Below are 25,473 nucleotides of genomic sequence, written 5' to 3' on the forward strand. Positions count from 1 at the left end.
CAGTAACTTTGTCAGCATCTCTGAGCTTATAATAATTGATAAAATCATTGGGGTATTCATTAATAATAAAGGAAAATAAATATTATTGGTATAAATGCATTAGCGATTATATAGAAATAAAACAAAAAGGAAAATAGAAGAAAGTGTTCCAATAGAGTATAAATCTGCATTAACAAAAGCAGGGTGAAAAATCTACTGCTGAAGAAGCTGATTATGCACGCTAAAATTTAAGTGAATAATTATTTATCCTACGATTTAAGATCATCCTAGTAACTATAATTATTAAGAAACAGAAGCAAAAGTGTATCTAAAATAAAAAAAATAAGCAGAAATCTTGTATAATCCATTTTAAAAATAAACCTATACAATGATTGCTGCTTATTTTTTTCATGTTTTTAATGCTTAATTCAAGTTATTTATCAGCCTCTTTTTGTTAAAATATACATAGCATATACAGATAATCCATTTATACAAATTCAAAACAAAAAACCTTTATTTAGCAAGAACTTCTACCATTATTGGGAACATCAAAAGAACTTTCAGAAAGATAGCAACTGCAACGTGGTACTAGTTAACCCTCTAAAATATCTTTAAACAACTCCGACTTGGTATTTCATCTAAAAAAGAGACATTTAATATAATAAATATGAGAATCTTATTTTTCGTCCCAATAAAACGCTCGTAAATTTTTTAATTGAAGAATTAAAGTTATATCTCTTACCTTATTATTTGTGATGGATAGCATCTCTAATTCTTTTAATTTTGCAAGTGGGCTAATATCTGTTAACTCATTACTATCCAAACATAGTTCTATTAAATGAGTGGCATGTTCTAAAGGACGAATATCGCTTATTTGATTGTCAGCCAAATGGAGAATTATCAAGTTAGGTAAATATTGTAACCCTTCAATGGATTGAATATCTTTATCATTAGCTTGTACTTCTTCTAACTTATCTAGTTCTATTTGTGATACTACATCTGTTACATGTTTCTTTTTTAAATATTTTTTCATTACTTTTGCTAAGTTAGCATCTGGAAAAACTTGGTTAATAGGCGTTGGTTTTTCAAGAACAGAGGTCTCTTTGTATAACGGCTGCAGCACTATACCGTTAAATAAGGCTTGTGTTTTACCAACTTTTACGATTTTCCCAAACGTATAGTTTACTTCCCTCGTATAATGAGGCAAATTCCAAATTACACTCGCATTCATATAATTTCCATTATCACTAATAAAATTTGGAGATACTAATGTTCCGTCTGGACCTTTGATAGTATTAGCAATCATTAAGTGTTGTTCATATGCTAGTGGTTTGTTTATACATTTTTGACAAGCCAAATCTAGCCAAGTTAGTTTCTTCAAACTTGCTAATGCACTTAAATCTCTTAGTTCATTTCTTCTCAAATCTAACACTTTTAATTTAGTTAAATGAGCAAGAGCGTCAATGTTTCTTAACTTATTTTTACTAATAGACAATGTCTCTAGTTCCGTCAAATGAGAAAGCGAACTAACATCTCTCAGTTCATTTCCATCTAGAAATAAGCGGGCTAATTTGGTGCTTGGAATACCGTTTAAATTTTCTAGTTTATTTTCATCTACACAAAGATGAACTAAATTAGTTAAACCTTCTAATGGGCTAAGATCACTTATCTGATTACGACACAAGTATAGCTCTTTTAAATAAATAAAAAATTGTAATCCTTCTAAACATTTAATATTGCAATCATTCCCATTAAATTCTCGTACTTCGTTTAGTTCTTTTTGCGAAACAATATCTGTTACACTCGCCTTCTTCAAAACTTTTTTTACTTCTTCAGCTAGACCTGGATCCGGAAAGAGTTGATTAATAGGCAGCGGTTTGGTAATCTTCACAGCCTGTACCTTTGTGCCTAAGCTTGTGTTAACACACACAACCATCGCTGTTAGTAACATTACTATTAATACATTGTTCAACCAATCTTTTTTATTCAACCGTTTACACTCCTCTTATATAAATTGAAAATACTCCAAATGGATAGCATATTGTCGACTCACCATATCATCTTTAAGCTATTTCAAGTATGTATTGTAACTAAAAATAGGCTACTATTTTTTACTCCAATTAAATTCTTCTAATTTCATTAAATGATTCATTAAATTTCTTGCCGTTAATCCACTTATCTTATTATCCTTAATAGAGAGAGTCTCTAATTTCGATAAATTAATAAGCTCACTAACATTCTCATCCGTTAAATCATTATTGTCTAAATACAGTTCTTTTAAATGAATTGAATTTTTTAAAGAACGAATGTTGCTCAGATGATTATCCGATAAAAAGGCTCTTTTTAAGTTTGGTAAATATTGCAGTCCCTCAATGGAATGAATATCTTTATTATCCGCGTGGATTTCATATATTTTATTCAACTCAACTTGAGAAACCATCTCTGTTATATGTTTCTTCCTTAAACTTCTTTTCACTATTTCTGCTAAATTAACATCTGGAAAAATTTGATCAATTGGCTTTGAAATTTCAAGTTCTGCTGCTTTTCGTTGTAATGGCTGCGTTATTACTCCGTGAAACGTTGCCGTTGTTTTTCCAACTGTTACTACCTTATTAAAGCTACAACTTACTTTTTCCGTGTATTCAGGTAAATGCCATATAAGTTTTCCATCAGTGTATGTCCCATCATTACTAATATAGCTTGGTACAACCAGTTTTCCTTCCATGTCTTTAAAAGTATTTGGAACAAGTAAATTAGGCTGATAATCTACCGGTTCATTGACACATCGCTGCTCTGATACAAGTAGTCTCTCCATATTCTTTAATTTTTCCAACCCGCGTATATCTCGTAATTGGTTCTCTCTCAAATCCAATTCTTCTAAGCTTGTCAAACTGGGGAGTATCTGGATATTACTTAACTTATTTCCTTTTAAAGATAGATTTTCTAAGTTAGTTAAATTTGCTAATGGACTAATATCTGTTATTTCATTATCACCCAAAAGTAAGTCACTTAGTGGATTTGAATTTGCAATTTTCTTAATATCACTTATATCATGTAATTTATTTTTCCCCAAATCCAATACAGCCAATTTTTTTAAACTTGCTAAAGGACTAATATCCGTTATTTGGTTGCCTGACAAATACAACACTTGTAAATTAGTCAAGTATTGTATCCCTTCCACCGATTGGATTCCTTTATTGTCAGCACTGACTTGGCGTAAACTATCCAATTCCTGTTGCGTTACAACATCTGTTACACTTTTCTTTCTTAAAATTATTTGCATTTCTTCTGCCAAATTAGAATCCGGAAAAATTTGATTAATGGGCATCGGGTGCTTAATATTCACTGCTTGCACCTTTGCTCCTAAACTCGTGTTAACACATAAGAAAATCGCCGCTAATAATATGGCTACTATTACATTTTTCAAACATTCTTTTTTATTCAATGCTTACACTCCTCTTATATAAATTTAGAGATATTAAAAAGAATTTTCATATGAAGAAGTTTTCACTTTCAACTCTTTTCAACGCGCTATCGCTTTGTATTCTAACTAAAATAAGCTTTTATTTATATAACAAAAGTTAATATTTTTATTAATACTTATGTTGATGATGCTAAAGTAACCTGTATTCTCATTCATCCTAAAAAAACTGACCTCCTTAAGACAGACTTTTGGTCTAGCTTTTGAAGGTCAGCGATTTTTATTATCTTCTTGTACTTAGGTTCACTGCTCTAGTCCAACCAGCGCCTTTGATTCGGTACCATTGTTGGCCTTTAATGGTTGCTTTTCGATCAATCGTTACTCTCTTGCGTCCAAATTTTTGGAGCTTTCCACAACAAATGGCTGCATCTGCCACGGGCATACGGTAATAAGCTTGCTTTTTCTTTCTTGCATTCACAAAACGCGTGCCTTTCTCTTTTTTCTCCATCCTTGGATTGTAGAAAACTGCCACATTTTTAGCCTCTACCCAGCCAATCGTTTTGTTGCCAACTCTCACTTGGTAGTATAAACCATTACCTGTTTGTGCTTCTCGTAAAATGCGTAAATCTTTACCAGTGAACCGTGATAAAGCGCCTACCACTTTATAGCCGCTAGTATTATAAGGATTGGACCACACCTTTTTCCCTTTCGCTAATTTTACTTTGGCATAGGCTGTCATTGGTTTGTTGTAAAGCACGGTGGTCACGTTAGTAGCTTTTACCCAACCAACACCTTGGAGTAGTAGCCACTTTTCTTTTCCAACGGTGACTTCGCGTTGGACGATTAGTCTTTTCCCTTTCCATTTCGTAAGGGGCCCCTTGTTAACCGCGGCTTCTGCGACAGGAAGTGTATAAGCATGTTGGCCTTCTTTTCCACGGACAATATAGCGAGCTCCTGTCGCTTTCTTCTCCATGCTGGTTTGATAGAAAATCCCCAGCGCTTTCGTTTCTACCCAGCCAATCGGTTTTCCACCTACACTAAATTGATAATAACTGCCACTACTTGTTTGTGCTTCTCGTAAGATGCGTAAGTTCTTGCCGGCATAGGCCGACACCATTCCTACTTGTTTAGCATCTTTTGTATTAGAAGGCTGCGTCCAAACCGTGCTTTTCATTCCAGGTTTCACACGCCCGTACGCTGTGATGGTTTTATTCGATTTCACTATGTCCAGTTTATTAAATGGTTGGGTTACTTGACCGCTAAATTTGAAAGTAGCGTTGCCTATTGTCACAGTTTGATTAAAGGTATAACATACTTCTTTCTTATACGTAGGTAAATTCCAAGTGAGTTTAGGTGGATTATAGGTTACTTTGTCACTGCTAGAATTGGGCGCAACCCATGTTCCTGTCATACCTTTGACTATATTAGGAATAGTTACATTCCCTTGAAAGTTGATAGGCTGATTTATAAATGTTTGGTTAGATAAATCTAATTCCTGAAGGTTTTTCAGCCCTTTTAGTGGGCTTATATCAACAATATGGTTACGTGCTAGCCTTAACACTTCTAGTTGCGTTAAACTCTTTAATGCTTTGATATCCTGTATGCAGTTACCTTCTGCATGCAGATATTTTAAATTGGTTACATTGGCTAATTCCTTTATATTATTTACTTTATTACCATTAAACCCCACTCCAACTAAATTAGGTAATTTCGCTAAAGTATCAATATTTGTCACCTGATTGTCATAAAAAAACAAGTAGGTTAAATGAGACAACTCCACTAATTTACTTATGTCGCTCACTTTATTCTTATCAAAATCTAAAAATTCTAAATTAGACAATTTCTCCAATATGCTGATATCTGTTATATGATTTTGACTAAATTCTAAACTAGTTAAATTGATTAAATTTGCCAGTGAACTTATATTAGCCACTTGGTTTCGGTTAAAATATAATCCTGTTAAATTAGTTAGCTTTGCTAGTGAACTTACGTCAACTACTTGATTTTCATTAAAAGATAAGACCTTAAGTTTAAGTAAACCTGCTAAATGATTTATATTAGTTAGTTGATTATTATTCAGATATAATTTTTTTAGTTTCACTAAAGTGGATAATGCACGAATATCTTTGATTTCATTGTTGTTCAAATCTAGCGTAGTTACATTAGACAGACTCGCTAGACCACTTATATCGGTTAATTGATTACTATTTAAGTATACTGTTTCCAGTTTATTTAAATTGGAAAGACCACGGATATCTTTGATTTGATTATTACTCAAACTCAGCTTACTTAAGTTGGACAAGCTGGCTATGGCACTAATATCAGTTAATTGATTATTCTCCAAATATAGTGTTTCTAGTTTAGTTAAGCTAGCTATTTCACTTATATCTTTTGGTTGGTTATTATTCAGATATAAAGATTTTAAGTTTTGTAAGTATTGCACTCCTTTAATAGATTGTATATTCCTTCTATTAGCATAAATATTCTCTACTTGATCTAAATCCTGTTGAGAAACTAAATCTGTTTCGCTACCTTTTTTCAATGACCATTTCATGATTTCTGCTAAACTTCGGTCTGGAAAAATTTGATTAATGGGCATCGGATTGGAAATACTTGCTGCATATACCTTTGTTTCAGAACCTATATTCATGTAGGTAGCAACGATTGCTAATATAGCTATTAGTACCAATTTCAAGTGGAAATTTTTTCTCAACATTATACACTCCTCTTATATAAAATAATTTAGAAACATCAAAAAGAAATTTCATGCGAATATTTTTTGTCATTTCTACACCTCTTTAACATGTTCTAAATTTGTATTTTATCTAACAAATGCAGCTATTTATATAACAAAAGTTAATATTTTTCTAAAACCATATTTTTTCCAATCATTTATTTAAAAAGCACTCTTGTTGTTTGAAACTAGTAGATTTAACTCAGCAACAATTTCAAGCAACTAAACCCAATTTAAAATGGTTCACAGATGTTTCCGAATTACTTTTTGATGAAAAGAAGCTTTATTTTTCAGTCATTGTCGATGGCTATCATAATAAAAATCTTTCTATTGCGATTAGCACATCGACAAACTCGGGTTTAGCTTTTGAAACAATTAATAAAGCATAAGAGATAACAGAAGTAAATGCTGTTATTCTACATTCATGCCAAGGAGCTATTTACACTTCTCCTATATTTCAGGATTATGTAAAGGAAAAGAACATTGTTCAAAGTATGTCCGCCAAAGACGTGTACTATGACAATATTCTTATTGAATCTTTTTCTCTCACTTGAAAACGGAAGCTTTCTATTCTCAAGATTTTACCACGACAAACAAATCATTGAGTTAGCGGCAGAATAATTTATTATTATAATGAACACATTTAATTAAAATCTAAATAATTTGCCCCCTGTTTCATACCGAGTGTAATTTTATACAGTTTAAGTTTTTTGCCAAATTTCTCTATTTTAAGGTCAAACTACAATAGATAAGCGTTTCTATGTACCTACATAGGAGTATACAAAAAAGAATATATCCATATCAATCCTGTTAATAACTTAGAAATTTACTACATTAGAAACAAAGAAAACGAAATGAATTTTTATAAAATAGTGAGTTTAATAATTTTATAACATACACCCAAATAAAAAAGATAAGTGAAGGTAGATATCGAACACTTATAAAAAGTTTTGCCTCTTTTCAGTTTACCGACTTCAAACAATCCATTTTAAAACAACAAAAAACCCTTGATTTCTCAAGGGTTTCAGCCGTTAAATGATTAACGAATTTCTTTAATACGAGCCGCTTTACCACGTAGGTTACGTAGGTAGTAAAGTTTCGCACGACGAACTTTACCACGACGGATAACTTCTAATTTTGCGATACGTGGAGTATGTACTGGGAAAGTACGTTCCACACCAACACTGTTAGAAATTTTACGAACAGTGAAAGTTTCGCTGATTCCAGCTCCGCGACGTTTGATTACTACGCCTTCGAATAATTGGATACGTTCGCGAGTACCTTCGACTACTTTCGCATGTACGCGTACAGTATCACCCGGACGGAAATTTGGAACATCTGGGTTTAGTTGACTTTTTGTGATTTCATCAATCAGTTTGTTCATGTTTTTCTCTCCTTCCAACAAACATTCATTCATATATTAATGAAGCGGAATATCGTTATCAGACTGGTCTCTCCAGTCACCTTATTTAGGTTACCACAAACTAGATTCGCTGTAAAGTTTTTTTCTTACTTTTTTAGCTTTTTAGAAAGGCTTATTTTAATAATAGATTACATTCTTATGAAAAATGAACTTTTCTCTGAAAAAACGGGTATCGTATGTATAACTACTTTTGCTTAGTAAAAAAGTAATTAGAAAGAAGGCATCTTTATGAAAATAACTGCGAAACATCAATATTGGCAAATTACCACCTTCCCTGCGCTATTTCCTGTAAATTGTTATTTAGTTTTAGAAAAAAATAGTTTAACGTTAATTGATACCGGAATTTTAGCACATGCAAAAGGGATTATTTCATTAATAGAGAGACTTCATTTACCACTCAACCGAATTCTTTTAACACATGCACATGGAGATCATATTGGCGGCTTACTCACCTTAAAAAATGCTTTTCCAGATGCGCTCGTGATGTTAGGTAGTAGGGAGAATTTACTTGTTGAAAAAAAAGAAATTTATGCATTTGAAGCACAGATGCCGCTAAAAGGTAGTTATCCAAAAGAACTTCCCGTGAAAATTGATCAGGCATTAAAGGCCGGAGATATGGTTGGTTCACTCCTGGTTATTGATACGCCTGGTCACACACCTGGCTCAGTATCTTTCTTCGACGAACGCAATGGCCATTTGTTTGCGGGTGATTTGTTTCAGACGCGTGGTGGTGCAGCTATTTGTGGTGAGAAAAGACTACTTTTCCCCTTTCCAGCAATGGGATCTTGGGATTTAGCTACAAGCATTAGCTCGGCCAAAGATTTACAATTGATTGAGATAACGGAAATAGCTTGTGGGCATGGGCCAATTAAATCAGCGCTTGATTTTGATTTAAAATCCGTCATAAAAAGAGCACAAAAAAACTAGAAAACCACTGAAGTGGTTTTCTAGTTTTTTTAGAATCGAGTAATTTTAATATTTACAGCTGTTCCATAGGCTAGTTGGTAAACAAGATCATCGACAAAATGTTCTGTGAAAGAACAGTGAATTAAACCGTTTCCACCTGCATCTAATGCTTTCTTTTGCAGCTCTTGTAGTAAGTTTTCAAAGCCTACTGTCTCTAAGTATGCTTCTGGGTCACTTTTGATTCTCGGCCGGACGCTTTTGGCAAAAACAACCGTTAAAATATCATGATTAACATTTATTGGTCCTGTGGAAACTTGTACGTCTTGCCATTTTTGACCGATTCGTTTTTGATCATTTTCTTCTTGCACATAGGCTTCTCGTTCTTTTTGACGTTCGGATTTTCTGCTTTCTTTTTCATCTGGAGTTCCAAAGATTGCCATTTTACAACACGTCCTTTTTTATTTACTTTTTGACCATTCTTTTAGCCAAGACTTTTGCTTGTCTGTTAAGGGGTAATTTTTAAGTAAATCTGGGCGGCGTTCGTAAGTTCTTTTAAGTGATTCTTTGTCACGCCATTCTTCTATCCATGCGTGATTTCCGCTTAGTAAAATATCTGGTACTTTCATTCCTCTGAAATCAGCTGGTCTTGTGTAATGCGGGTGTTCGAGTAATCCTGTCGAGAAAGAATCGGTTACAGCAGAATCTTTATTACCGAGGACGCCTGGAAGTAATCTAATAACACTGTCCATCACAATCATTGCACCAATTTCACCGCCAGTTAGGATATAATCCCCAATCGAAACTTCATCCGTTACAAGATGTTCACGAATTCGCTCATCGTATCCTTCGTAATGCCCACAAATAAAAATAAGGTGGTCTTCCTCCGCAAATTCTTCGGCCATCTTTTGATCAAAACGTTTGCCAGCTGGATCTAATAAAATGACTCTTGGTTTGGTTTCTGGTTGGTTTTCTTTCACTGCAGCTACGGCATCAAATATTGGCTGTGCTTTAAGTAGCATCCCTGCACCGCCACCATAAGGATAATCATCTACAATATGATGCTTTCCTTCTGCGTATTCCCGAAAATCAGTGACCTCAACCGCTACTCGTTCATTTTCAATTGCTTTTTTGATAATCGAATTACCTGTTACACCGGAAAACATAGCTGGAAAAATAGATAGAATATCAATTTTCATTAATCTAGCAGTCCCTCCATTACTTCAATGGTAATTTTTTTGTCTGAAATATTGATTTCTTTTACTACATCTGCAATGTAAGGAATTAGTTTTTCTTTTTTATCGTTGCCTTTAACAACCCAGACATCATTTGCCCCTGGTGTTAAAATCTCTGTAATTTCACCAAGTTCTTCCCCATCTGTTGTTACGACTGAGCAACCGATAATTTCGTGAAAATAAAATTCATTCTCTTCTAGGTCGGTTAGTTGTTTTTCGCTAATTTTAAGTGTGCCTTCTTTCATTCGCTCCACTTGATGAATTCCTGTAAAGCCTTCGAACATTAATAAATCAAAGTTCTTATGTTTACGATGCGAACGAATGATTAATTTCTCGGGTTTTTTGCTATTTTTTCCAAATAAGTAAACGGTATTTCCGGCTTGGAACCGTTCATTAGCAAAATCAGTTGTTGCGATAACGCGAATTTCACCGATTAAGCCATGGGTATTCACAATTTTTCCTACATTGTACATTTTCTCCATAAGTCACCTCTAGCGTATTTCTACTATGATTCCATTCTTTACAACAATCGTTTTTTCAAAAATAGAGCTGTCCCACTTGTCCCCAACTTGAACGTCAATGATGGTTTCTAGCTCTCGTTCACGAATCTCACTACCAAGTTTAAGGACTTCTAATTGTTCCATTTGAAACTGGATAAGTTTTTTCTTTTCCAGGCGAAGTTCTAATTCATGGGTAAAGTAATCTGCCACACGTTCTGGTTGAAATTTGCTTTTTCGTTCCATTTTCTTTTGTTCAAAATGAAGTTGATCACATTCTTGTTCGATTTGCCGTTTTTGTTCATTATAGTATTCGATTAATTCTTGTTTACTTGCTTCCGTTAATACTTGCTTGACGACCACTTTTTGGATGATTTCCACAGGACACCTCCACTAGCAATTATTGTCCTTATTTTACCATAGTTTTTTTGGATTCATCCACTAAAGCTTGGAATAGATGTTCACTTTCTGAGTCGGTTTGATACATTAATTCTGGATGCCACTGCACGCCAAGATACCAACTCGGTAAGTTATCCCCTTCCACAGCTTCAATCATATCATCCTTTGCCCTCGCTGTTACTTTAAAACCAGGCGCTATTTTTTTAATAAATTGGTGATGTAATGAGTTTACCAATTTTTTGTTAGGATGATATTTGGCGAGTTCGCTCGTTGGTTCAATATCAATCGTGTGTGAACCTAATTGCTCATCGACTTGTTGTAAGTGTTGCAAAGCTTTTGTTTCTACTTGGCTAATATCTTGATAAAGCGTACCACCAAGTGCAACATTAACTAATTGCATCCCACGACAAATCGCAAATATTGGTTTTTTTGCATCTAATGCTGCTCGTACTAATGCAATTTCATAACTATCTCGTGGCGGAAAATAAACACCAATTTCTTGAGATGGTTCTTCCAAGTAAAGTTGTGGGGTAATGTCTTGTCCACCAGTAAGTAGTAAACCATCTATTAGAGAAATCGCTTGTTCGGCAGCAGAGGGATTATCAATTGGCAGTGCGACCGGTAATCCTCCAACTTTTTGGATGGCATCTACGTAGCGCTGTTGTGTATAGGTTACCCGATGTCCGTAAAATACGTCCACTCCTTTTACTAATCTATTCCCGGTAATTCCAATAACTGGCTTCATCGCAATTCCTCCATTTCTATTCTATTTTACAACATTTTGTGAGGTAATTGCTTCTCTTAGGATTTATAAAATTATCGAATAAAAAAACTCGCCAAATTGACGAGTTTTTTGTTATTCGATAATTTCAAGACGAATCTTCTTATCGTTTTTGGAACCAACTGCATAGACAAGAGTGCGAATCGCTTTTGCAATACGACCTTGTTTACCAATCACGCGTCCCATGTCTTCTTTATTGACAGACAATTTGTAGGTTAACGATGTATCCGTTTCTTCTGGCGTGATAACAACGTCTTCCGGGTGGTCAACAAGGGGTTTCACGATTGAGAGAATAAGTTCTTCCATTCGCGCCGAGACCTCCTTATTTACCTAATTTTTGGTTATGGAATTTTTCCATGATACCTTCGCGGCTAAGAAGATTGCGAACTGTATCAGATGGTTTCGCACCATTATGCATCCATTTCAAAGTTGCTTCTTCGTCGATTTTCACTTCAACCGGATCAAGTAATGGATTATAAGTACCAATAGTTTCGATTGAACGGCCGTCACGCGGGAAACGAGAATCAGCTACTACAATACGGTAGAAAGGTTTCTTTTTAGAACCAATACGTTTTAAACGAATTTTAACTGCCATAGTTTAATTACACCTCCATAAAGTCTTACACAAGTATATATATTACCAGTAAAGGATTTGTTTGTAAAGTGTTTTTTCTTTACAGAGGATATTTTTTTCTTTTTAGCTGATGGTTTCCGCATTAGCACTAATTTTCCCTTGATTAAGTAACCCATAGAAACGCACATAACCAGAAATATTATGTTCGACATCATCAATTCGAACACGGAAAGATTGATGACGAATAAAGAAACTTCCTTCGATTCTTGCTGGATTTTTATAGTACATTGCCAGTTCTGGATAAAAATAACCGTTTAATTGATAAAGGGCACGCTTCATAATCGTTTTTTCAAGTTCCACTATTGGATAGTCAGATAATAAATTATATTCACCTGTTTGCTCCATTCGAAGCGACATTTCTTTCGTCGCGATCGTGAGTTCTAAAAATGTCGGAAAAGTAGTTTCGCGTTCGTAAATAAAGGTTAAATTATCAAAAGCATTTTTTAGTCCAAATTCATAATATGCATAGTCTGGAATATATTTAGTAATTTCATTTGCACAATAGCTAAGCCAGTGGTCATGATTTTGCCAGTAATCCTCACTGATAAAATGGTCAAACGATCTAGCTGCTGCTTCTAGCCATTTTGTCTCTCTGTCAATTTCATATAAGCGAAGTAAACCAAATACTGCTTCCCCATCGTAATAAATAATTCGGAAAACATCTTTTATTTCTAAAGTTGGATACTCTAAAACATGCGTGAATTTCCCCGTTTCACCTTGTAATGAAAGGATTCCATTAGCAATTTTTCGGCAAAGTGGTAGATAGGTTTTGCTTCCAGTAATATGCATATATTTAGTGAATGCTAGTAACGTCGCTGCTGAACCGCCTAATTTAATTTCACGCAGTTCTGGTTCGATAAGGTAAGCAACATCTCCTTTTTCATAAATAAAGTTTTTTTCTAAATAACTGAGTGCATTCGTTGCTGCTTCTAAAATAGCTTGATTACTTGTTAATTCATAGGCTTCAAGCATCGCGTAAGTTGTACTTGCATGTCGCAAACTATTATAATGTTTAATTTTCTTATCAAAACAAGCAAACCAACCATAGTTAAATTCGCCAGAGCTATTTACTTGATGGGCAAGGTAGCTTCCGGCATTTTCTACAAGTTCTGAAACAGTTTCTTGCGTAAGCTCCTTTGTGTTACGACGTCCATGGTCTAATGAGTTTGTCTCCAATTCATAAATCTCTTTTCCATCAAAAAACCAACCTACTGTTTCAAAGGTAACTATATTCGAATCAATCGTTAAATTCAACTTTGCTTGATTTTTACCTGTTTGAACGAGGTATCTATTCATATTTTCAACGTTGATAGCTAGACCTTCGTCAGCTGGAAGAAGGATAGCATTCGCATTAATTTCTTGTTCAATTAAAGCCATTTTAAAATTTTCATTTAAAGCAATTCCACGTCTATAGTAGTTTTTCTTAGTTTTTAAAGCCTTTTTATTCCATTCAGCTAAATTTTCTAATTGATAATTAACAGCAATATCCATTTTAAAGGATATTGCATCTTCTGTTTCGTTTGTTAAAGCGATTTTCTTCATTTCATTTATTAAATTTGCTAGACAAAGATAGCTAAAGTTAATTACTTTAGCACGTTTTTTCTTATATCCGATTGTTAAAAAGCCATGCCATTTCCCGTTGTAAGTAGCATGTTCTTCTGCTTCTGTCATTTGACCGATAATTTTATTTTCTAATTCATCTAATACACCTCTCCAAGGCATATGTACCACTCCTTTTATAATTTCCCTGCTGCAATCACACACAGCAGGGAATCGATGTTTTGTGGCTCTATTTACGGAAAAGACGTAATAAAAACGCTCCAGCTACCCCGAAGAGACCTAGCCCAACCCATGGAAGACTACTATTCGCATCTCCTGTGGAAGGAAGATCACTGGTAGAAAGACTTGACATTCCATCCGAGCTATATCCAGACGAAAGCATTGCTCCTGATCCGTCATAACTCATACTAGCTGTTGGCGACCCGGTTCCCCCAGTTCCACTACTAATTTCTCCAGCTGTTCCACCATTACCAGTTGAACCAGTAGAAATTGTTCCCCCGTTAGAATCGGAATCTGAGTCAGCATCGGCATCGGCATCCGCGTCGGCATCCGCATCAGCGTCGGCATCGGCATCGGCATCGGCGTCAGAATCTGCTAGAGGTAGCACTGTTACAGAAACTTTATCACTAGATTTTACTTCGTCACCGTATTTGGCGGTTACTTGAAGATCAATTACCTCTCCAGCTTTCAAATTATAATTAGGAATATTTATTGTGTAAGTTCCGTCCGCATGAATTAATACATTTCCAATGACTGTTCCATCTGGAAGGGTCAAATTAATATAGAATACAGTTCCAGCCGGAGCATCTGATTGCAAGGATTTCAAAAGAGCATTCATATTTTGATTTTTATAAATGGATGTCCCAGAAATTGTTTTAGTTCCTTCGTAAATTGGGTTGACAGTTGGTTTGTCAACAAGGAAATCTCTCCAGTCAATGTCCACGTCAGCATCAGCATCAGCGTCGGCGTCTGCATCAGCATCGGCATCAGCGTCTGCATCGGCATCGGCATCAGCATCAGCGTCTGCATCGGCATCGGCATCAGCATCAGCATCAGCATCAGCATCGGCATCAGCATCAGCGTCTGCATCGGCATCGGCATCAGCGTCGGCGTCTGCATCAGCGTCTGCATCAGCATCAGCGTCTGCATCGGCATCAGCATCGGCATCAGCATCGGCATCGGCGTCTGCATCGGCATCAGCGTCCGCATCAGCGTCGGCGTCGGCATCAGCATCAGCGTCTGCATCAGCGTCCGCATCGGCGTCTGCATCGGCGTCTGCATCAGCGTCTGCATCGGCATCAGCGTCGGCGTCAGCATCAGCGTCTGCATCAGCATCGGCGTCGGCATCAGCGTCCGCATCGGCGTCTGCATCGGCGTCTGCATCGGCATCAGCGTCTGCATCGGCATCTGCATCTGCATCGGCATCAGCATCGGCGTCGGCATCTGCATCTGCATCTGCATCGGCGTCGGCATCAGCGTCGGCGTCGGCATCAGCATCAGCGTCGGCATCAGCGTCCGCATCGGCATCGGCGTCTGCATCAGCATCGGCGTCGGCATCAGCGTCCGCATCAGCATCAGCGTCCGCATCGGCATCGGCATCGGCGTCGGCATCAGCATCGGCGTCGGCATCAGCGTCCGCATCGGCATCGGCATCGGCGTCGGCATCAGCATCGGCGTCGGCATCAGCGTCCGCATCGGCATCAGCATCGGCATCAGCGTCGGCGTCGGCATCAGCATCAGCGTCCGCATCAGCGTCGGCATCGGCATCAGCGTCCGCATCAGCGTCGGCGTCGGCATCAGCATCAGCGTCGGCGTCCGCATCAGCGTCGGCATCGGCATCAGCGTCGGCATCGGCATCAGCGTCGGCGTCGGCATCAGCATCAGCGTCGGCGTCGGCATCAGCATCAGCGTCTGCATCAGCATCGGCGTCGGCATCAGCGTCCGCATCGGCGTCGGCATCGGCGTCGGCATCAGCGTCAGCGTCGGCGTCCGCATCTGCATCGGCATCAGCATCGGCGTCTGCATCAGCATCAGCATCAGCATCAGCATCGGCGTCGGCATCAGCATCAGCATCAGCATCAGCGTCTGCATCCCCAACTTCCGTCACAATGGATCCCTTTGCCGCATTACTATTCAATAAATCCACATCTAAAAGTCCATCACCAGTTCTTGCAGCAAAATCCAGTTTTCCATCATCTGCACTTGGAAGAACCGTAACGCCAAGCGCCAGTAAATCAATAGTTAAAGTGAATGTTGAAATGCTACTAATACCTACACCAAGCAAATGATTTACTTTCGCTCCAACTGCATTTCTACTAGAATCGATAAAGAAATTACTATTACTACCATTTACAGTTCCTTGATTGAATAATCCGATATTCCCGATTCCTAAGTAAGCAATTTTATAATCAATTTTTGTATTTGCTCTTATATTTGGATTAGTTAGAATAGAAGACAATTCGCTAGGCAACTCAAAATAAGGATAATAAGTAGATACTGCGCTAGCACTAACTAATTGGTTCCCAGAAAGTGTTATGACTAATTTCCCATTGGCATATTGGGTATTCAAACTAGAGTTACCAAGCAAATCAATGGTTGCTGCATCTGCTTGAATACCACTAAGTGCAAATTGATGATTAAAAGAATCATAATTTACAGTGACCGGAGCTACCATCATCGTAGTAGTCGTAATAAGTGCAGCAATTAGTTTTGCCTTTTGCGCTCGCTTCTGGTCTAATCTCTTTTTGTAATCCACACGCTGTTTTTTCATCATTTTTCCCCCTTAAAAATCAATCTTCCATGATTTTGAAAAATAACTGAAAACAGAATAAAGGTATTAAATTGTGTTTTGTGACTAAGCTAACTGTTCACTATCCCGTAGCCCTTTATCCAATATCAGATTCAATCAACGACTTAGTAAGAGTTCCCCCCTTCATTTATTGATAGTTCGAACCTGTCATTCGTTGTAATAACCAGTTTGTTAACTTTACTATATAGTATATTCTTAAAAATTAAAGTAAAAAGTACTAGGTGAAAAAAATACTTTAATTCAATCTCATTAGTCAAAAAGTTATACAAATATGCACATTTATAGCTTATCCATAAACTTTAGAACTGTTTATAACTAGGTATTAAAACCTATACAACACCACTTTACACGAATTGTCTTTCAATTGTATACAAATGTTTCCGAAATGGTTCTTCTTTTATGATTATATTTGAACGCAAAAAAGAGCAACCTATCTTTCAGGCTACTCTTTTTACTCTATTTTTAATATAGATACATTTTTTTCAGCTGTTCTTGTTTTGCTTTGGTTAATTCTAACTTATCTTTTAAAAAGTTGTCCATAGATCCATATTTAGAATCAATTTCATCAAAAGCGGCTTTTATATAGGATTCACGTACCTCCATTACAGCTGTCATCCCATCAATAACTTTTTGATTGTCCGTTTTTGCTGCAACTGCTGTGATTGCTTTTTTATTTTCAGCAGCACGGTATTTATTTGACAACATATAATCATCAATAACCGTTTCTTTGTCTACTCCAAGTGCAGATAAAACAAGGGCAGTTCCAAAACCAGCACGATCTTTTCCTGCTGTACAGTGCCAAAGAACAGAACCATCTTGATTGCTTAACAAGACGTTGAAAAAATCTTTATAAGCTTGAATAGAAGTATCGTCTGTTACAAAACTTTTATTTGCTTCAATCAAAAACGTTTCTGGATTGTCCATTGTGGCTAGACTTGCGGTTAAATCTTGTGTACTTGTGGAAGTTCCATTATCCTTCATTACCGAATCATGTGTGTAGTCAACGTTTGTCATTGTTGGATCAGGTTTTGCCTCTACTTCCGAATTGGTTCTAAAATCAACAATATGTGAAAGATCATATGTATTCACGAGTTTCTTTTTATCCGAATCACTTAATGTGGCAAGTTCCGCACTACGAATCAGTTTATGTGGTTTGATTATTAAGCCATCCGTTGTTTTATAGCCACCCAGATCCCGAACATTAACTGCTCCTTCTAGTTTTATTTGACTCCCAGGTTGAAGTATTTTTGCTGTTTTGGCATTAGCCCCTACTTTTTCTTCTGACTGATTTCCGCATCCCCCAAGTAATAATGTTGCGGTTAAGATACCTGCGCCTGTTACTTTTATCCAATTTTTCATTTTATCTCCTCCTTTTGGTTAACTCAAGTTTCATTATAGCAACAAGCTTTATCGATTAAGTGAAGGAAATGTAAAGAAATGACATTGAATTGTTATCTGATTGGTTAAGCACGACAAAAAAATCCACCATCCGAATTGGATGATGGATTTTTTATTAAAACGGCATTTTGAAATTACCGAATGGATTTTTACCCTTTTTACCTTTGCCGCCGCCAGTCATTTGTTTCATCATTTTTTTCATTTCTGTAAATTGTTTTAAGAGGCGGTTGATTTCTTGAATTGGACGACCACTTCCTCGAGCAATTCGCTTTCTTCTACTAGCATTAATAATATCTGGATTATCTTTTTCATTTTTGGTCATTGACTTGATAATTGCTTCGATGTGACCAAGTTGTTTATCATCTACTTGCATATTGTCGAGACCTTTCATTTTCCCAGCGCCCGGCATCATTTTAAGCAGTTCGTCTAGCGGTCCCATTTGTTTCACTTGTTGTAATTGTTCTAAAAAGTCATCCAGCGTCATGCTGTTATCTTTCATTTTTTGTTCCATGACTTTCATTTTCTCTGTATCTACATCGGTTTGTGCCTTTTCAATAAGAGAAAGCACATCTCCCATGCCAAGAATTCTAGATGCCATACGATCTGGATGGAAAGTTTCGAGAGCTTCCATTTTTTCTCCCGTTGCGATAAATTTGATTGGTTTACCGGTTACGGAACGAATTGAAAGTGCTGCCCCACCACGAGTATCACCGTCTAGCTTAGTTAAAACGACACCAGTGATTTCTAATTGTTCATTAAAACTTTCAGCCACATTAACAGCATCTTGCCCAGTCATTGAGTCAACTACCAGTAAAATTTCGGTTGGAGTTGCGATTTCCTTCACTTGTTTTAGTTCGTCCATGAGTGTTTCGTCGATATGCAAACGTCCAGCAGTATCAATAATAACATAGTCCAAATGGTCTTCTTTTGCTTTTTCAATTGCTTGTTTGGCAATTTCTACTGGGCTAACTTGATCTCCTAAAGAGAAAACAGGCATGTCCAGTTGTTTCCCCAGTGTTTCTAATTGTTTAATTGCTGCCGGACGGTATATATCTGCTGCAACAAGTAATGGTTTACGATTATATTTTTTCCGTAATAAATTGGCTAGTTTGCCGGAAGTGGTTGTTTTACCAGCTCCTTGCAAACCGACCATCATAATAACTGTTGGTGGGCGATCGGCTGTACCAATTTTGCTTTCCTCTCCGCCCATAAGGTTGGTTAGTTCTTCTTGCACGATTTTGATGACTTGTTGACCTGGTGTTAAACTCTTCATTACATCAGCGCCAACTGCTCTTTCACTGACAGTTTTGATAAATTGTTTCACGACTTTAAAGTTAACATCGGCTTCTAGTAAAGCGAGACGAACTTCACGCATCATTTCTTTTACATCTGCTTCGTTTACTTTTCCTTTACCGCGAATTTTGTTCATTGTTTCTTGGAGTCTTCCAGCTAGTCCTTCAAATGCCATGATTCTGGCCTCCTAATCGATATTTTTAAGCTGTTCGAGCGTTTTAGTTATATGCTCATCCAGATAGTTCTTCGCTTTTAATTGTGCTTCTAACTCGCCAAAGAGTTTTTCTCGTTGTTGATATTTTTTTAGCATCCCTAGTTTTTCTTCGTATTTTTCTAGGCTTTCTTCGGTTCTTTTAATATTATCATAAATGGCTTGTCTACTCACTTCAAATTCTTCGGCAATTTCACCAAGCGAGTAATCGTCCAAGTAATAAAAAGAAACATAGGCTTTTTGTTTTGTTGTTAGTAATTCTTGATAAAAATCAAATAATAAATTCATTCGGTTTGTCTTCTCAAACAAGGCATTTCACCTCTCTCCTTTTAAAGGATACGGGGAAATCACGGGAATGTCAAGGAAGGTTAAACAAAAAAGAAAAAAGCCAGAATGACAAGAATCATTCGGCTTTTATTGTTTATTTTTCATTGTCCACCATATCAGCAAATAAGCCATAAACATATTCATTTGCATCGAAAGCTTGCAAATCATCCATTTGTTCTCCGAGACCGACAAATTTCACAGGGATATGAAGTTCATTCCGGATAGCAATCACGATACCGCCTTTTGCCGTCCCATCGAGTTTTGTTAAGATAATACCAGTAACATCCGTTGTTTCTTTAAATTGTTTTGCTTGAACAAAGGCATTTTGACCAGTTGTTGCATCAAGAACAAGTAATACTTCATGTGGGGCATTCGGAATTTCACGAGTGATCACGCGTTTTACTTTTTCAAGTTCGTTCATTAAGTTGACCTTGTTTTGCAAGCGACCAGCTGTGTCACATAGTAAGATATCGGCTTTTCTTGCTTTGGCTGCTTGAACGGCATCAAACATAACGGCTGCCGGGTCGCTTCCTTCTGCTTGTTTGATGACATCTACGCCAGTGCGCTCGCCCCAAACTTCCAGTTGTTCAATGGCTCCAGCACGGAATGTATCTCCAGCAGCAAGCATCACTTTTTTTCCTTCTTGTTTGAAACGATGTGCCATTTTTCCAATCGAGGTTGTTTTTCCAACACCGTTTACACCAACGAATAAAATGACAGTCAAACCATCTTTTTCGATATGGAGCGCTTCTTCTTCCTCTTCATCCCCTTGATAAATATCAACTAGTTTTTCGACAATGACTTCTTGGACATCTTTTGGATCGCTAATATTTCTCAGTTGTACTTCCCGGCGCAAAGTTTCTACAAGCTCCATTACGGTTTCAAAGCCAACATCGGCTCCAATTAAAATTTCTTCTAATTCTTCAAAGAAATCTTCGTCCACTTTACGATAACGAGCAACCATTTCATTGATTTTCCCAGAGAAATTTCCACGAGTTTTCGATAAGCCATCTTTAAATTTCCCAGTAACAGAATCGGTTTGCTGGGTTATTTTATCTTTTAATTTTTTAAAAAAGGTCATTTTTTCTACTCCTTTTATTTAATTAGCTCGGCAGTTTCTTCTAAACGAACAGAAACTAACTTGGACACACCAGATTCTTGCATCGTAACGCCGTAAAGTACGTCTGCTTCTTCCATGGTTCCTTTACGGTGAGTAATCACAATAAACTGCGTATCCGCTTCAAATTGTTTTAAGTAACGACTAAAGCGGGTGACATTGGCTTCGTCTAATGCAGCTTCCACTTCATCGAGAATACAAAATGGTACTGGACGAACACGAATAATCGCGAATAATAAGGCAATAGCAGTAAGGGCACGCTCTCCACCAGAACGAAGCGATAGGTTTTGTAATTTTTTCCCTGGGGGTTGAACAACAATATCAATCCCGGTTGTTAAAAGATTTTCTGGATCAAGTAAAACTAGTTCTGCGCTTCCTCCGCCAAATAGTTCAGGGAAAACAATTGCGAATTCTGTTTTAATAGCGTCAAAGCTCTCGCTGAAACGGATTTTCATTTCCTCATCCATTTCGTCCATCACTTTAAATAAAGTTTCTTTGGCAGCAAGTAAATCTTCTTGTTGGCCATGGAGGAAATCAAATCGCTCTTGAATACGATCAAATTCTTCAATGGCACCGATGTTAACAATACCAAGTTCATCAATCGAACGTTTAAGTAAGCGAACTTTGGAGCGCGCTTTTTCGGTATCTACATCCGGTAAGATTTTCTCTTCCGCTTGTTCTGGAGTGAGTAAATAAGCTTCTTGCAGGCGATCTATTCGATTGGTAATATCCACTTCTAAACGCCCGATACTAATTTCGGCATTATTTTTTTGTTCCAAGTAAAAGCTAATTTGATTATTTTTTTGTGTTAGTTCTGCTTCTAGTATTTCCATTTTTTCTTGAAGTTCTATACGTGTTTGTCTTGCAGTCGTTAATTTTTCATTGGTGTCTGCTTTTTCTTTGCGTAGTTCTTCTATTGATTTTCCAACTGTTTCTTCGCTTGTATGAACATTTGAAAGATTATTTTTTAAGGAAACAAGTTTTTGTTCTGCTGCTTCTTTTTGTTCGTAATTTTCATGTAGTGTAGTTGTTACACGTTCGACTGCTTCGATAGCGGATTGTAATTGTTCCCGTTTTGCAGCAATTTGTGCTTTTAAGGAGGATAGACTTTCTAAATCCGCTGAACGCTTGCTTTCAAGTGCTTTACTGGAAGAAGTCATTGCTTGAATTTCTTCATCAGTTGCCGTAATTTTCTTCGCTATTTCGATTTGTTCAATGAGTAGTGCTTCTTTTCGAGCGAGCAATTTGTTTAGTTCGTCGCTGCCATCCTCTTTTTCCATGTCATATAATTGTAATTGCTTGTTAAAACGTTCTAAATTTTCGTTTTCGCGGTCAAGTTTTCCAAGCAGTTCTTTTTCTTGTAATCGTAAATTTTCCCCAATAACGCGTGTTTCTTCCAGTTCTTCGCGTTTTTTCGCCATGCTATCCTTGGCAACTTGAACAGCTGTTTCGAGTTCTCTTGTATATTCATTTAATTCGGCAATTTTTCCGGCTAGCTGACCAAGTTCATGTTTTCTTGTAAGGATAGATGATTTTCCGCCTTTTGTCGCGCCACCAGTCATTGAACCACCGGCATTGACAACATCCCCTTCTAAAGTAACAATTCGGTATCTAAAATTTACTAATCTAGCTAGTGTATTCGCGCCTTTTAGATCTTTTGCCAAAATAGTCGTTCCAAGTGCATTTAAAATGACTGGTGATACTTTTTCATCAAAAGAAATCACTTCACTAGCAAGGGCAATATAAGCTGGTTGGTTAAGTAAAGCATTTTTGGTAGCTGCCGGAATTTCTCTTGGTTGAATCGTTGAAAGTGGCAAAAAGGTTGCGCGTCCGCTCCTTGTTTTCTTTAAAAAACTAATCGCTTCACGTGCCACCTTGTCATCTTCCACAACGACATTTTGTGCACTTGCTCCGAGTGCAGTTTCCATTGCTTGCTGATATTTTGCTGGAATTTCTATCAGCTCCACAAGCGCACCAAGAATACCTGGAATTTCTTTTTTCGCCTTTAGTACTTCCCGAACACCTTGGAAAAATCCGGCATAATCATCTGCTAACTCTTCCAAAGTTTCTTTTCTCGATTTCATTTGCTGCACAGTCTCATAGTGTTTATACAGACCTCGTTCTTGCGCCTCCATAACAGCTTCTTGTTTTGCTAACGTTTGCTGCACTTCTCGGTAAATTTCCATTTGCTCCATTAGTTCAGCTTGAATTTTATCTAAATGTTTTTTTGTTGTTTCAATTTGGGCGAGCATATCTTTTCTTTCATCAACATGCTGACTGTTTTCGAGATCGAGTTTATCAATTCGTCCAGTGATTTGAGCAATTTGGCGCTCGATATAACCTAGATCATTATTAATCGTTGTTTGGGTATGACGCAATTCAATATAATCACTTTTCCGATTCTCGATAGCTTCTTCAGAAAGATCATCATATTTTGCGAGTGTTTCTTCTATTTCTTTTTTTGCTTTAAGGGCGATTTCTAATGCTGTTTCTTTTTCGCGTTTCGTATTGCTTAGTATTTCTTTTTGTTCTTCAAGTGCAGTAATTTTTTCTGTAATAACAGCCAGCGTTTCAGCAAAAACTTGTTCATTTTCACTGCTATGTTTTTTACGTTCTAAATGGAGGTTCCGCTCACCTTCTAGTTGTTCTAGTTTTTCTGTTTCAACTAGAAGGCGTTCTTGTAAAGCCTCAAGTCTGATATCCGTTTCATTTAGTGCTTGTTTCTCCTCGGCGATGATTGCTTCTTCGCTATGCAGCTCTTCACGTAGTTTGATTAAAATAGTTTGATTTTCACCAAATTCTTTACGTACATTAGTTAATTTTTCAGTTAGTGATTTAATTTCTGTTGCTAGTAACGTCACTTCGTATTTTTCTAATTCTTCTTGTTGAAATAAGTAATCTTTAGCAATCGAAGCCTGCATTTCTAGTGGTTCTAATTGCCCTTCTAACTCATACAAAATATCTTGAACGCGGTTGAGATTTTCTTCGGTTTCAAATAATTTGTTTTCTGCTTGCTTTTTACGGTGTTTATATTTTAAAACGCCTGCTGCTTCTTCAAAAATCGAGCGCCGTTCTTCTGGTTTACTATTTAGAATCTCGTCAATTTTACCTTGTGAAATGATTGAAAAAGATTCTCTTCCAAGTCCGGAATCCATAAATAAATCGACAATATCTTTTAATCGACAATTTTCTTTGTTTATTAAAAATTCACTTTCGCCATTACGATAAATTCTTCGTGTAACAGCAACCTCACTGTAATCGAGCGGTAAAAAATGGTCTTCGTTTTCAAGGATTAACGATACTTCCGCAAAATTAATTGGTTTGCGCGTATCACTCCCAGCAAAAATAACGTCGCCCATTCGTCCACCACGTAAAGATTTAGCGGATTGTTCGCCTAGTACCCAACGAATTGCTTCGGTAATATTACTTTTCCCACTGCCATTTGGCCCTACAACTGCAGTCATGCCGGGCACGAAATCTATCGCAACTTTGTCAGCAAAGGATTTAAAGCCATTCATTTCTAATCGTTTTAATAACATGTCCGGACACCTCCATTTAGTTTATTATCTGTGTGTCAGTTGGTTTATTGCAAATTGTGCCGCACTTTGTTCTGCTTGTTTTTTCGTTCTGCCGCTTCCTTTGCCAAGTACTTGTCCATTAACAATGACTTGAGCATCAAAAGCTTTATTATGCGCCGGACCTGTTTCTCCGAGGATATCATATTCAATTAATACATCACGGTCGCGTTGGACGATTTCTTGTAGTTGTGTTTTGTAATCGACCGTTTCCAAATAAGCTCCCGCATCAATTTTCGGGAAAATAATTCTTTCTAAAAATGTTACTACTTTGGCAATCCCATTATCTAAATAAAGCGCCCCAATAAATGATTCAAATACATCAGCAAGAAGCGCAGGTCTTGTTCTTCCGCCAGCTTTTTCTTCCCCTTTACCTAGTCGAACATATTTGGAGAAATGAACTACTTCAGCAAATTCGACTAAAGACGGCTCGCAAACAATTGCTGCACGCATTTTTGTCATGTGCCCCTCTGCCATATCTGGGTATTTGTTAAACAAGTAATCAGAGACAGTAAGCTCTAGTACTGCATCTCCAAGAAACTCAAGACGCTCGTTATCTTTTACATTCTCCCTGCGGTGTTCGTTCACATAAGAAGAGTGCGTGAATGCTTGTTTTAATAACTCCACATCTTCAAAATAAAAACCAACACTTTCCTGTAATTCTTCCCACTGATTCATTCCACTTGCCCCTTTCTTTAATAAGCAAGTTCATTTTCTAAACAGCTGCTAAAAAAAGCTGCTTAGAAAATGAACCAACGAATCGTGCAACCTTGAAAAAGAGGCTGCCTGCACTACTTACCCCACTTGCGGAAGTTACCACAGCGAAGATAAGTAACACGGGCACCCTCATTTATCCGGTCACATAAAGTTTTATGCGTTTTCCTCTATGTACTTCACTGCATCACCAACTGAGTTAATGTTCGCAGCGTCGTCATCAGAGATTTCAACTCCGAACTCGTCTTCAAGTTCCATTACTAATTCAACAACGTCTAGAGAATCTGCACCTAGATCGTCTTTGAAGGAAGCTTCTAAAGTTACTTTGGATTCCTCGACGCCTAAACGGTCTACGATGATTTTGGTAACTTTTTCTAATACTTCTGCCATTTTCACTTCACCTCCCTCCAAGTATTATATAGGATTATTCCTCCTACGTAAACAAAAATATTTAAAGTAATGC

21 protein-coding genes and 3 pseudogenes are annotated in these 25,473 nt (G+C 37.1%); 2 read left to right on the top strand and 22 right to left on the bottom strand.

Going from position 1 to position 25,473, the window contains the following annotated elements:
- Nucleotides 1–655: 655 nt before the first annotated feature.
- The 4 genes and pseudogenes from JL53_RS15870 to JL53_RS15185 all read right to left on the bottom strand — a co-directional run bounded on the left by JL53_RS15870 (nt 656) and on the right by JL53_RS15185 (nt 6,116).
- On the bottom strand, nt 656–1,102 hold the full coding sequence (locus JL53_RS15870) for a leucine-rich repeat protein (protein WP_232002143.1): 447 nt from the start codon (nt 1,100–1,102) through the stop codon (nt 656–658).
- Nucleotides 1,088–1,969 (bottom strand): annotated as a pseudogene (locus JL53_RS09975) (internalin N-terminal domain-containing protein); the annotation flags it as partial. The pseudogene JL53_RS09975 and the gene JL53_RS15870, both read right to left, overlap by 15 nt.
- Nucleotides 1,970–2,083: 114 nt before the next feature.
- Nucleotides 2,084–3,424, bottom strand: a complete 1,341-nt coding sequence (locus JL53_RS09980) for a leucine-rich repeat domain-containing protein (protein WP_052010596.1) — start codon at nt 3,422–3,424, stop codon at nt 2,084–2,086.
- Between the two features lie 259 nt (nt 3,425–3,683).
- Entirely contained in the window at nt 3,684–6,116 is a 2,433-nt protein-coding gene (locus JL53_RS15185; RefSeq protein ID WP_052010598.1) for a GW domain-containing glycosaminoglycan-binding protein, read from the bottom strand.
- A gap of 200 nt (nt 6,117–6,316) precedes the next feature.
- On the opposite strand from JL53_RS15185, the gene JL53_RS15190 reads away from it, so the two are divergent.
- The gene (locus tag JL53_RS15190; protein WP_003720102.1) at nt 6,317–6,523 is read left to right on the top strand and encodes a transposase; all 207 of its coding nucleotides are present in this window, start codon (nt 6,317–6,319) and stop codon (nt 6,521–6,523) included.
- A gap of 650 nt (nt 6,524–7,173) precedes the next feature.
- On the opposite strand, the gene rplS is transcribed toward JL53_RS15190, so the two are convergent.
- On the bottom strand, nt 7,174–7,518 hold the full coding sequence (rplS, locus tag JL53_RS09995; RefSeq protein ID WP_003728425.1) for a 50S ribosomal protein L19: 345 nt from the start codon (nt 7,516–7,518) through the stop codon (nt 7,174–7,176).
- A 267-nt stretch (nt 7,519–7,785) separates the two neighbouring features.
- Between rplS and JL53_RS10000 the strand changes: the two genes are divergently transcribed.
- Nucleotides 7,786–8,484, top strand: coding sequence for an MBL fold metallo-hydrolase (locus JL53_RS10000; RefSeq protein ID WP_003720104.1), 699 nt, complete (start codon nt 7,786–7,788; stop codon nt 8,482–8,484).
- 29 nt (nt 8,485–8,513) lie between these two features.
- Here the strand turns inward: JL53_RS10000 and JL53_RS10005 are convergent, their stop codons facing one another.
- The 17 genes and pseudogenes from JL53_RS10005 to JL53_RS10080 form a co-directional block, all read right to left on the bottom strand.
- Nucleotides 8,514–8,903, bottom strand: a complete 390-nt coding sequence (locus JL53_RS10005; protein WP_003720105.1) for a hypothetical protein — start codon at nt 8,901–8,903, stop codon at nt 8,514–8,516.
- An 18-nt stretch (nt 8,904–8,921) separates the two neighbouring features.
- A complete protein-coding gene (gene trmD / locus JL53_RS10010; RefSeq protein WP_038407529.1) occupies nt 8,922–9,659 on the bottom strand; it encodes a tRNA (guanosine(37)-N1)-methyltransferase TrmD in 738 nt (245 codons plus the stop codon).
- A complete protein-coding gene (rimM, locus tag JL53_RS10015) occupies nt 9,659–10,177 on the bottom strand; it encodes a ribosome maturation factor RimM (RefSeq protein WP_038407530.1) in 519 nt (172 codons plus the stop codon). Before rimM ends, trmD begins: the two co-directional genes overlap by 1 nt.
- A gap of 9 nt (nt 10,178–10,186) precedes the next feature.
- The gene (locus JL53_RS10020; RefSeq protein WP_003720108.1) at nt 10,187–10,573 is read right to left on the bottom strand and encodes a YlqD family protein; all 387 of its coding nucleotides are present in this window, start codon (nt 10,571–10,573) and stop codon (nt 10,187–10,189) included.
- Nucleotides 10,574–10,601: 28 nt separating this feature from the next.
- The gene (locus JL53_RS10025) at nt 10,602–11,336 is read right to left on the bottom strand and encodes a gamma-glutamyl-gamma-aminobutyrate hydrolase family protein (protein ID WP_038407531.1); all 735 of its coding nucleotides are present in this window, start codon (nt 11,334–11,336) and stop codon (nt 10,602–10,604) included.
- A 111-nt stretch (nt 11,337–11,447) separates the two neighbouring features.
- On the bottom strand, nt 11,448–11,678 hold the full coding sequence (locus tag JL53_RS10030; protein ID WP_003720110.1) for a KH domain-containing protein: 231 nt from the start codon (nt 11,676–11,678) through the stop codon (nt 11,448–11,450).
- 16 nt (nt 11,679–11,694) lie between these two features.
- Nucleotides 11,695–11,967, bottom strand: coding sequence for a 30S ribosomal protein S16 (gene rpsP / locus JL53_RS10035; protein WP_003720111.1), 273 nt, complete (start codon nt 11,965–11,967; stop codon nt 11,695–11,697).
- A gap of 102 nt (nt 11,968–12,069) precedes the next feature.
- Nucleotides 12,070–13,728, bottom strand: coding sequence for a glycoside hydrolase family protein (locus JL53_RS10040; protein ID WP_038407532.1), 1,659 nt, complete (start codon nt 13,726–13,728; stop codon nt 12,070–12,072).
- A 67-nt stretch (nt 13,729–13,795) separates the two neighbouring features.
- Nucleotides 13,796–15,019 (bottom strand): annotated as a pseudogene (locus JL53_RS16020) (LPXTG cell wall anchor domain-containing protein); the annotation flags it as partial.
- A gap of 129 nt (nt 15,020–15,148) precedes the next feature.
- Nucleotides 15,149–16,336 (bottom strand): annotated as a pseudogene (locus JL53_RS16025) (Lmo1799 family Asp-Ala repeat surface protein); the annotation flags it as partial.
- Nucleotides 16,337–16,837: 501 nt separating this feature from the next.
- Complete coding sequence (gene lipA, locus JL53_RS10050) at nt 16,838–17,734, bottom strand: tyrosine/lipid phosphatase LipA (RefSeq protein WP_038407534.1); 897 nt, start codon at nt 17,732–17,734, stop codon at nt 16,838–16,840.
- 154 nt (nt 17,735–17,888) lie between these two features.
- Complete coding sequence (gene ffh / locus JL53_RS10055; protein WP_038407535.1) at nt 17,889–19,241, bottom strand: signal recognition particle protein; 1,353 nt, start codon at nt 19,239–19,241, stop codon at nt 17,889–17,891.
- 12 nt (nt 19,242–19,253) lie between these two features.
- Nucleotides 19,254–19,586, bottom strand: a complete 333-nt coding sequence (locus tag JL53_RS10060) for a putative DNA-binding protein (RefSeq protein WP_003720117.1) — start codon at nt 19,584–19,586, stop codon at nt 19,254–19,256.
- A gap of 112 nt (nt 19,587–19,698) precedes the next feature.
- Nucleotides 19,699–20,685 (bottom strand): signal recognition particle-docking protein FtsY, encoded by a 987-nt coding sequence (ftsY, locus tag JL53_RS10065; protein ID WP_038407536.1) that lies wholly within the window; start codon nt 20,683–20,685, stop codon nt 19,699–19,701.
- Between the two features lie 14 nt (nt 20,686–20,699).
- Entirely contained in the window at nt 20,700–24,260 is a 3,561-nt protein-coding gene (gene smc / locus JL53_RS10070; protein ID WP_038407537.1) for a chromosome segregation protein SMC, read from the bottom strand.
- Between the two features lie 24 nt (nt 24,261–24,284).
- Entirely contained in the window at nt 24,285–24,974 is a 690-nt protein-coding gene (gene rnc / locus JL53_RS10075) for a ribonuclease III (protein WP_003720120.1), read from the bottom strand.
- Nucleotides 24,975–25,166: 192 nt separating this feature from the next.
- Nucleotides 25,167–25,400, bottom strand: a complete 234-nt coding sequence (locus tag JL53_RS10080) for an acyl carrier protein (RefSeq protein ID WP_012985953.1) — start codon at nt 25,398–25,400, stop codon at nt 25,167–25,169.
- Between the last annotated feature and the right edge of the window lie 73 nt (nt 25,401–25,473).

The sequence above is a fragment of the Listeria ivanovii subsp. londoniensis genome (genome assembly GCF_000763495.1).
Classification (GTDB): Bacteria; Bacillota; Bacilli; order Lactobacillales; family Listeriaceae; genus Listeria; species Listeria londoniensis.

Coding starts and splice junctions, on each gene's coding strand:
- JL53_RS15185 (WP_052010598.1), bottom strand. CDS start 6,116: ATGTTGAGAAAAAATTTCCACTTGAAATTGGTACTAATAGCTATATTA.
- rplS (WP_003728425.1), bottom strand. CDS start 7,518: ATGAACAAACTGATTGATGAAATCACAAAAAGTCAACTAAACCCAGAT.
- JL53_RS10000 (WP_003720104.1), top strand. CDS start 7,786: ATGAAAATAACTGCGAAACATCAATATTGGCAAATTACCACCTTCCCT.
- JL53_RS10005 (WP_003720105.1), bottom strand. CDS start 8,903: ATGGCAATCTTTGGAACTCCAGATGAAAAAGAAAGCAGAAAATCCGAA.
- trmD (WP_038407529.1), bottom strand. CDS start 9,659: ATGAAAATTGATATTCTATCTATTTTTCCAGCTATGTTTTCCGGTGTA.
- rimM (WP_038407530.1), bottom strand. CDS start 10,177: ATGGAGAAAATGTACAATGTAGGAAAAATTGTGAATACCCATGGCTTA.
- JL53_RS10025 (WP_038407531.1), bottom strand. CDS start 11,336: ATGAAGCCAGTTATTGGAATTACCGGGAATAGATTAGTAAAAGGAGTG.
- JL53_RS10030 (WP_003720110.1), bottom strand. CDS start 11,678: ATGGAAGAACTTATTCTCTCAATCGTGAAACCCCTTGTTGACCACCCG.
- rpsP (WP_003720111.1), bottom strand. CDS start 11,967: ATGGCAGTTAAAATTCGTTTAAAACGTATTGGTTCTAAAAAGAAACCT.
- JL53_RS10040 (WP_038407532.1), bottom strand. CDS start 13,728: ATGCCTTGGAGAGGTGTATTAGATGAATTAGAAAATAAAATTATCGGT.
- lipA (WP_038407534.1), bottom strand. CDS start 17,734: ATGAAAAATTGGATAAAAGTAACAGGCGCAGGTATCTTAACCGCAACA.
- ffh (WP_038407535.1), bottom strand. CDS start 19,241: ATGGCATTTGAAGGACTAGCTGGAAGACTCCAAGAAACAATGAACAAA.
- ftsY (WP_038407536.1), bottom strand. CDS start 20,685: ATGACCTTTTTTAAAAAATTAAAAGATAAAATAACCCAGCAAACCGAT.
- smc (WP_038407537.1), bottom strand. CDS start 24,260: ATGTTATTAAAACGATTAGAAATGAATGGCTTTAAATCCTTTGCTGAC.
- rnc (WP_003720120.1), bottom strand. CDS start 24,974: ATGAATCAGTGGGAAGAATTACAGGAAAGTGTTGGTTTTTATTTTGAA.
- JL53_RS10080 (WP_012985953.1), bottom strand. CDS start 25,400: ATGGCAGAAGTATTAGAAAAAGTTACCAAAATCATCGTAGACCGTTTA.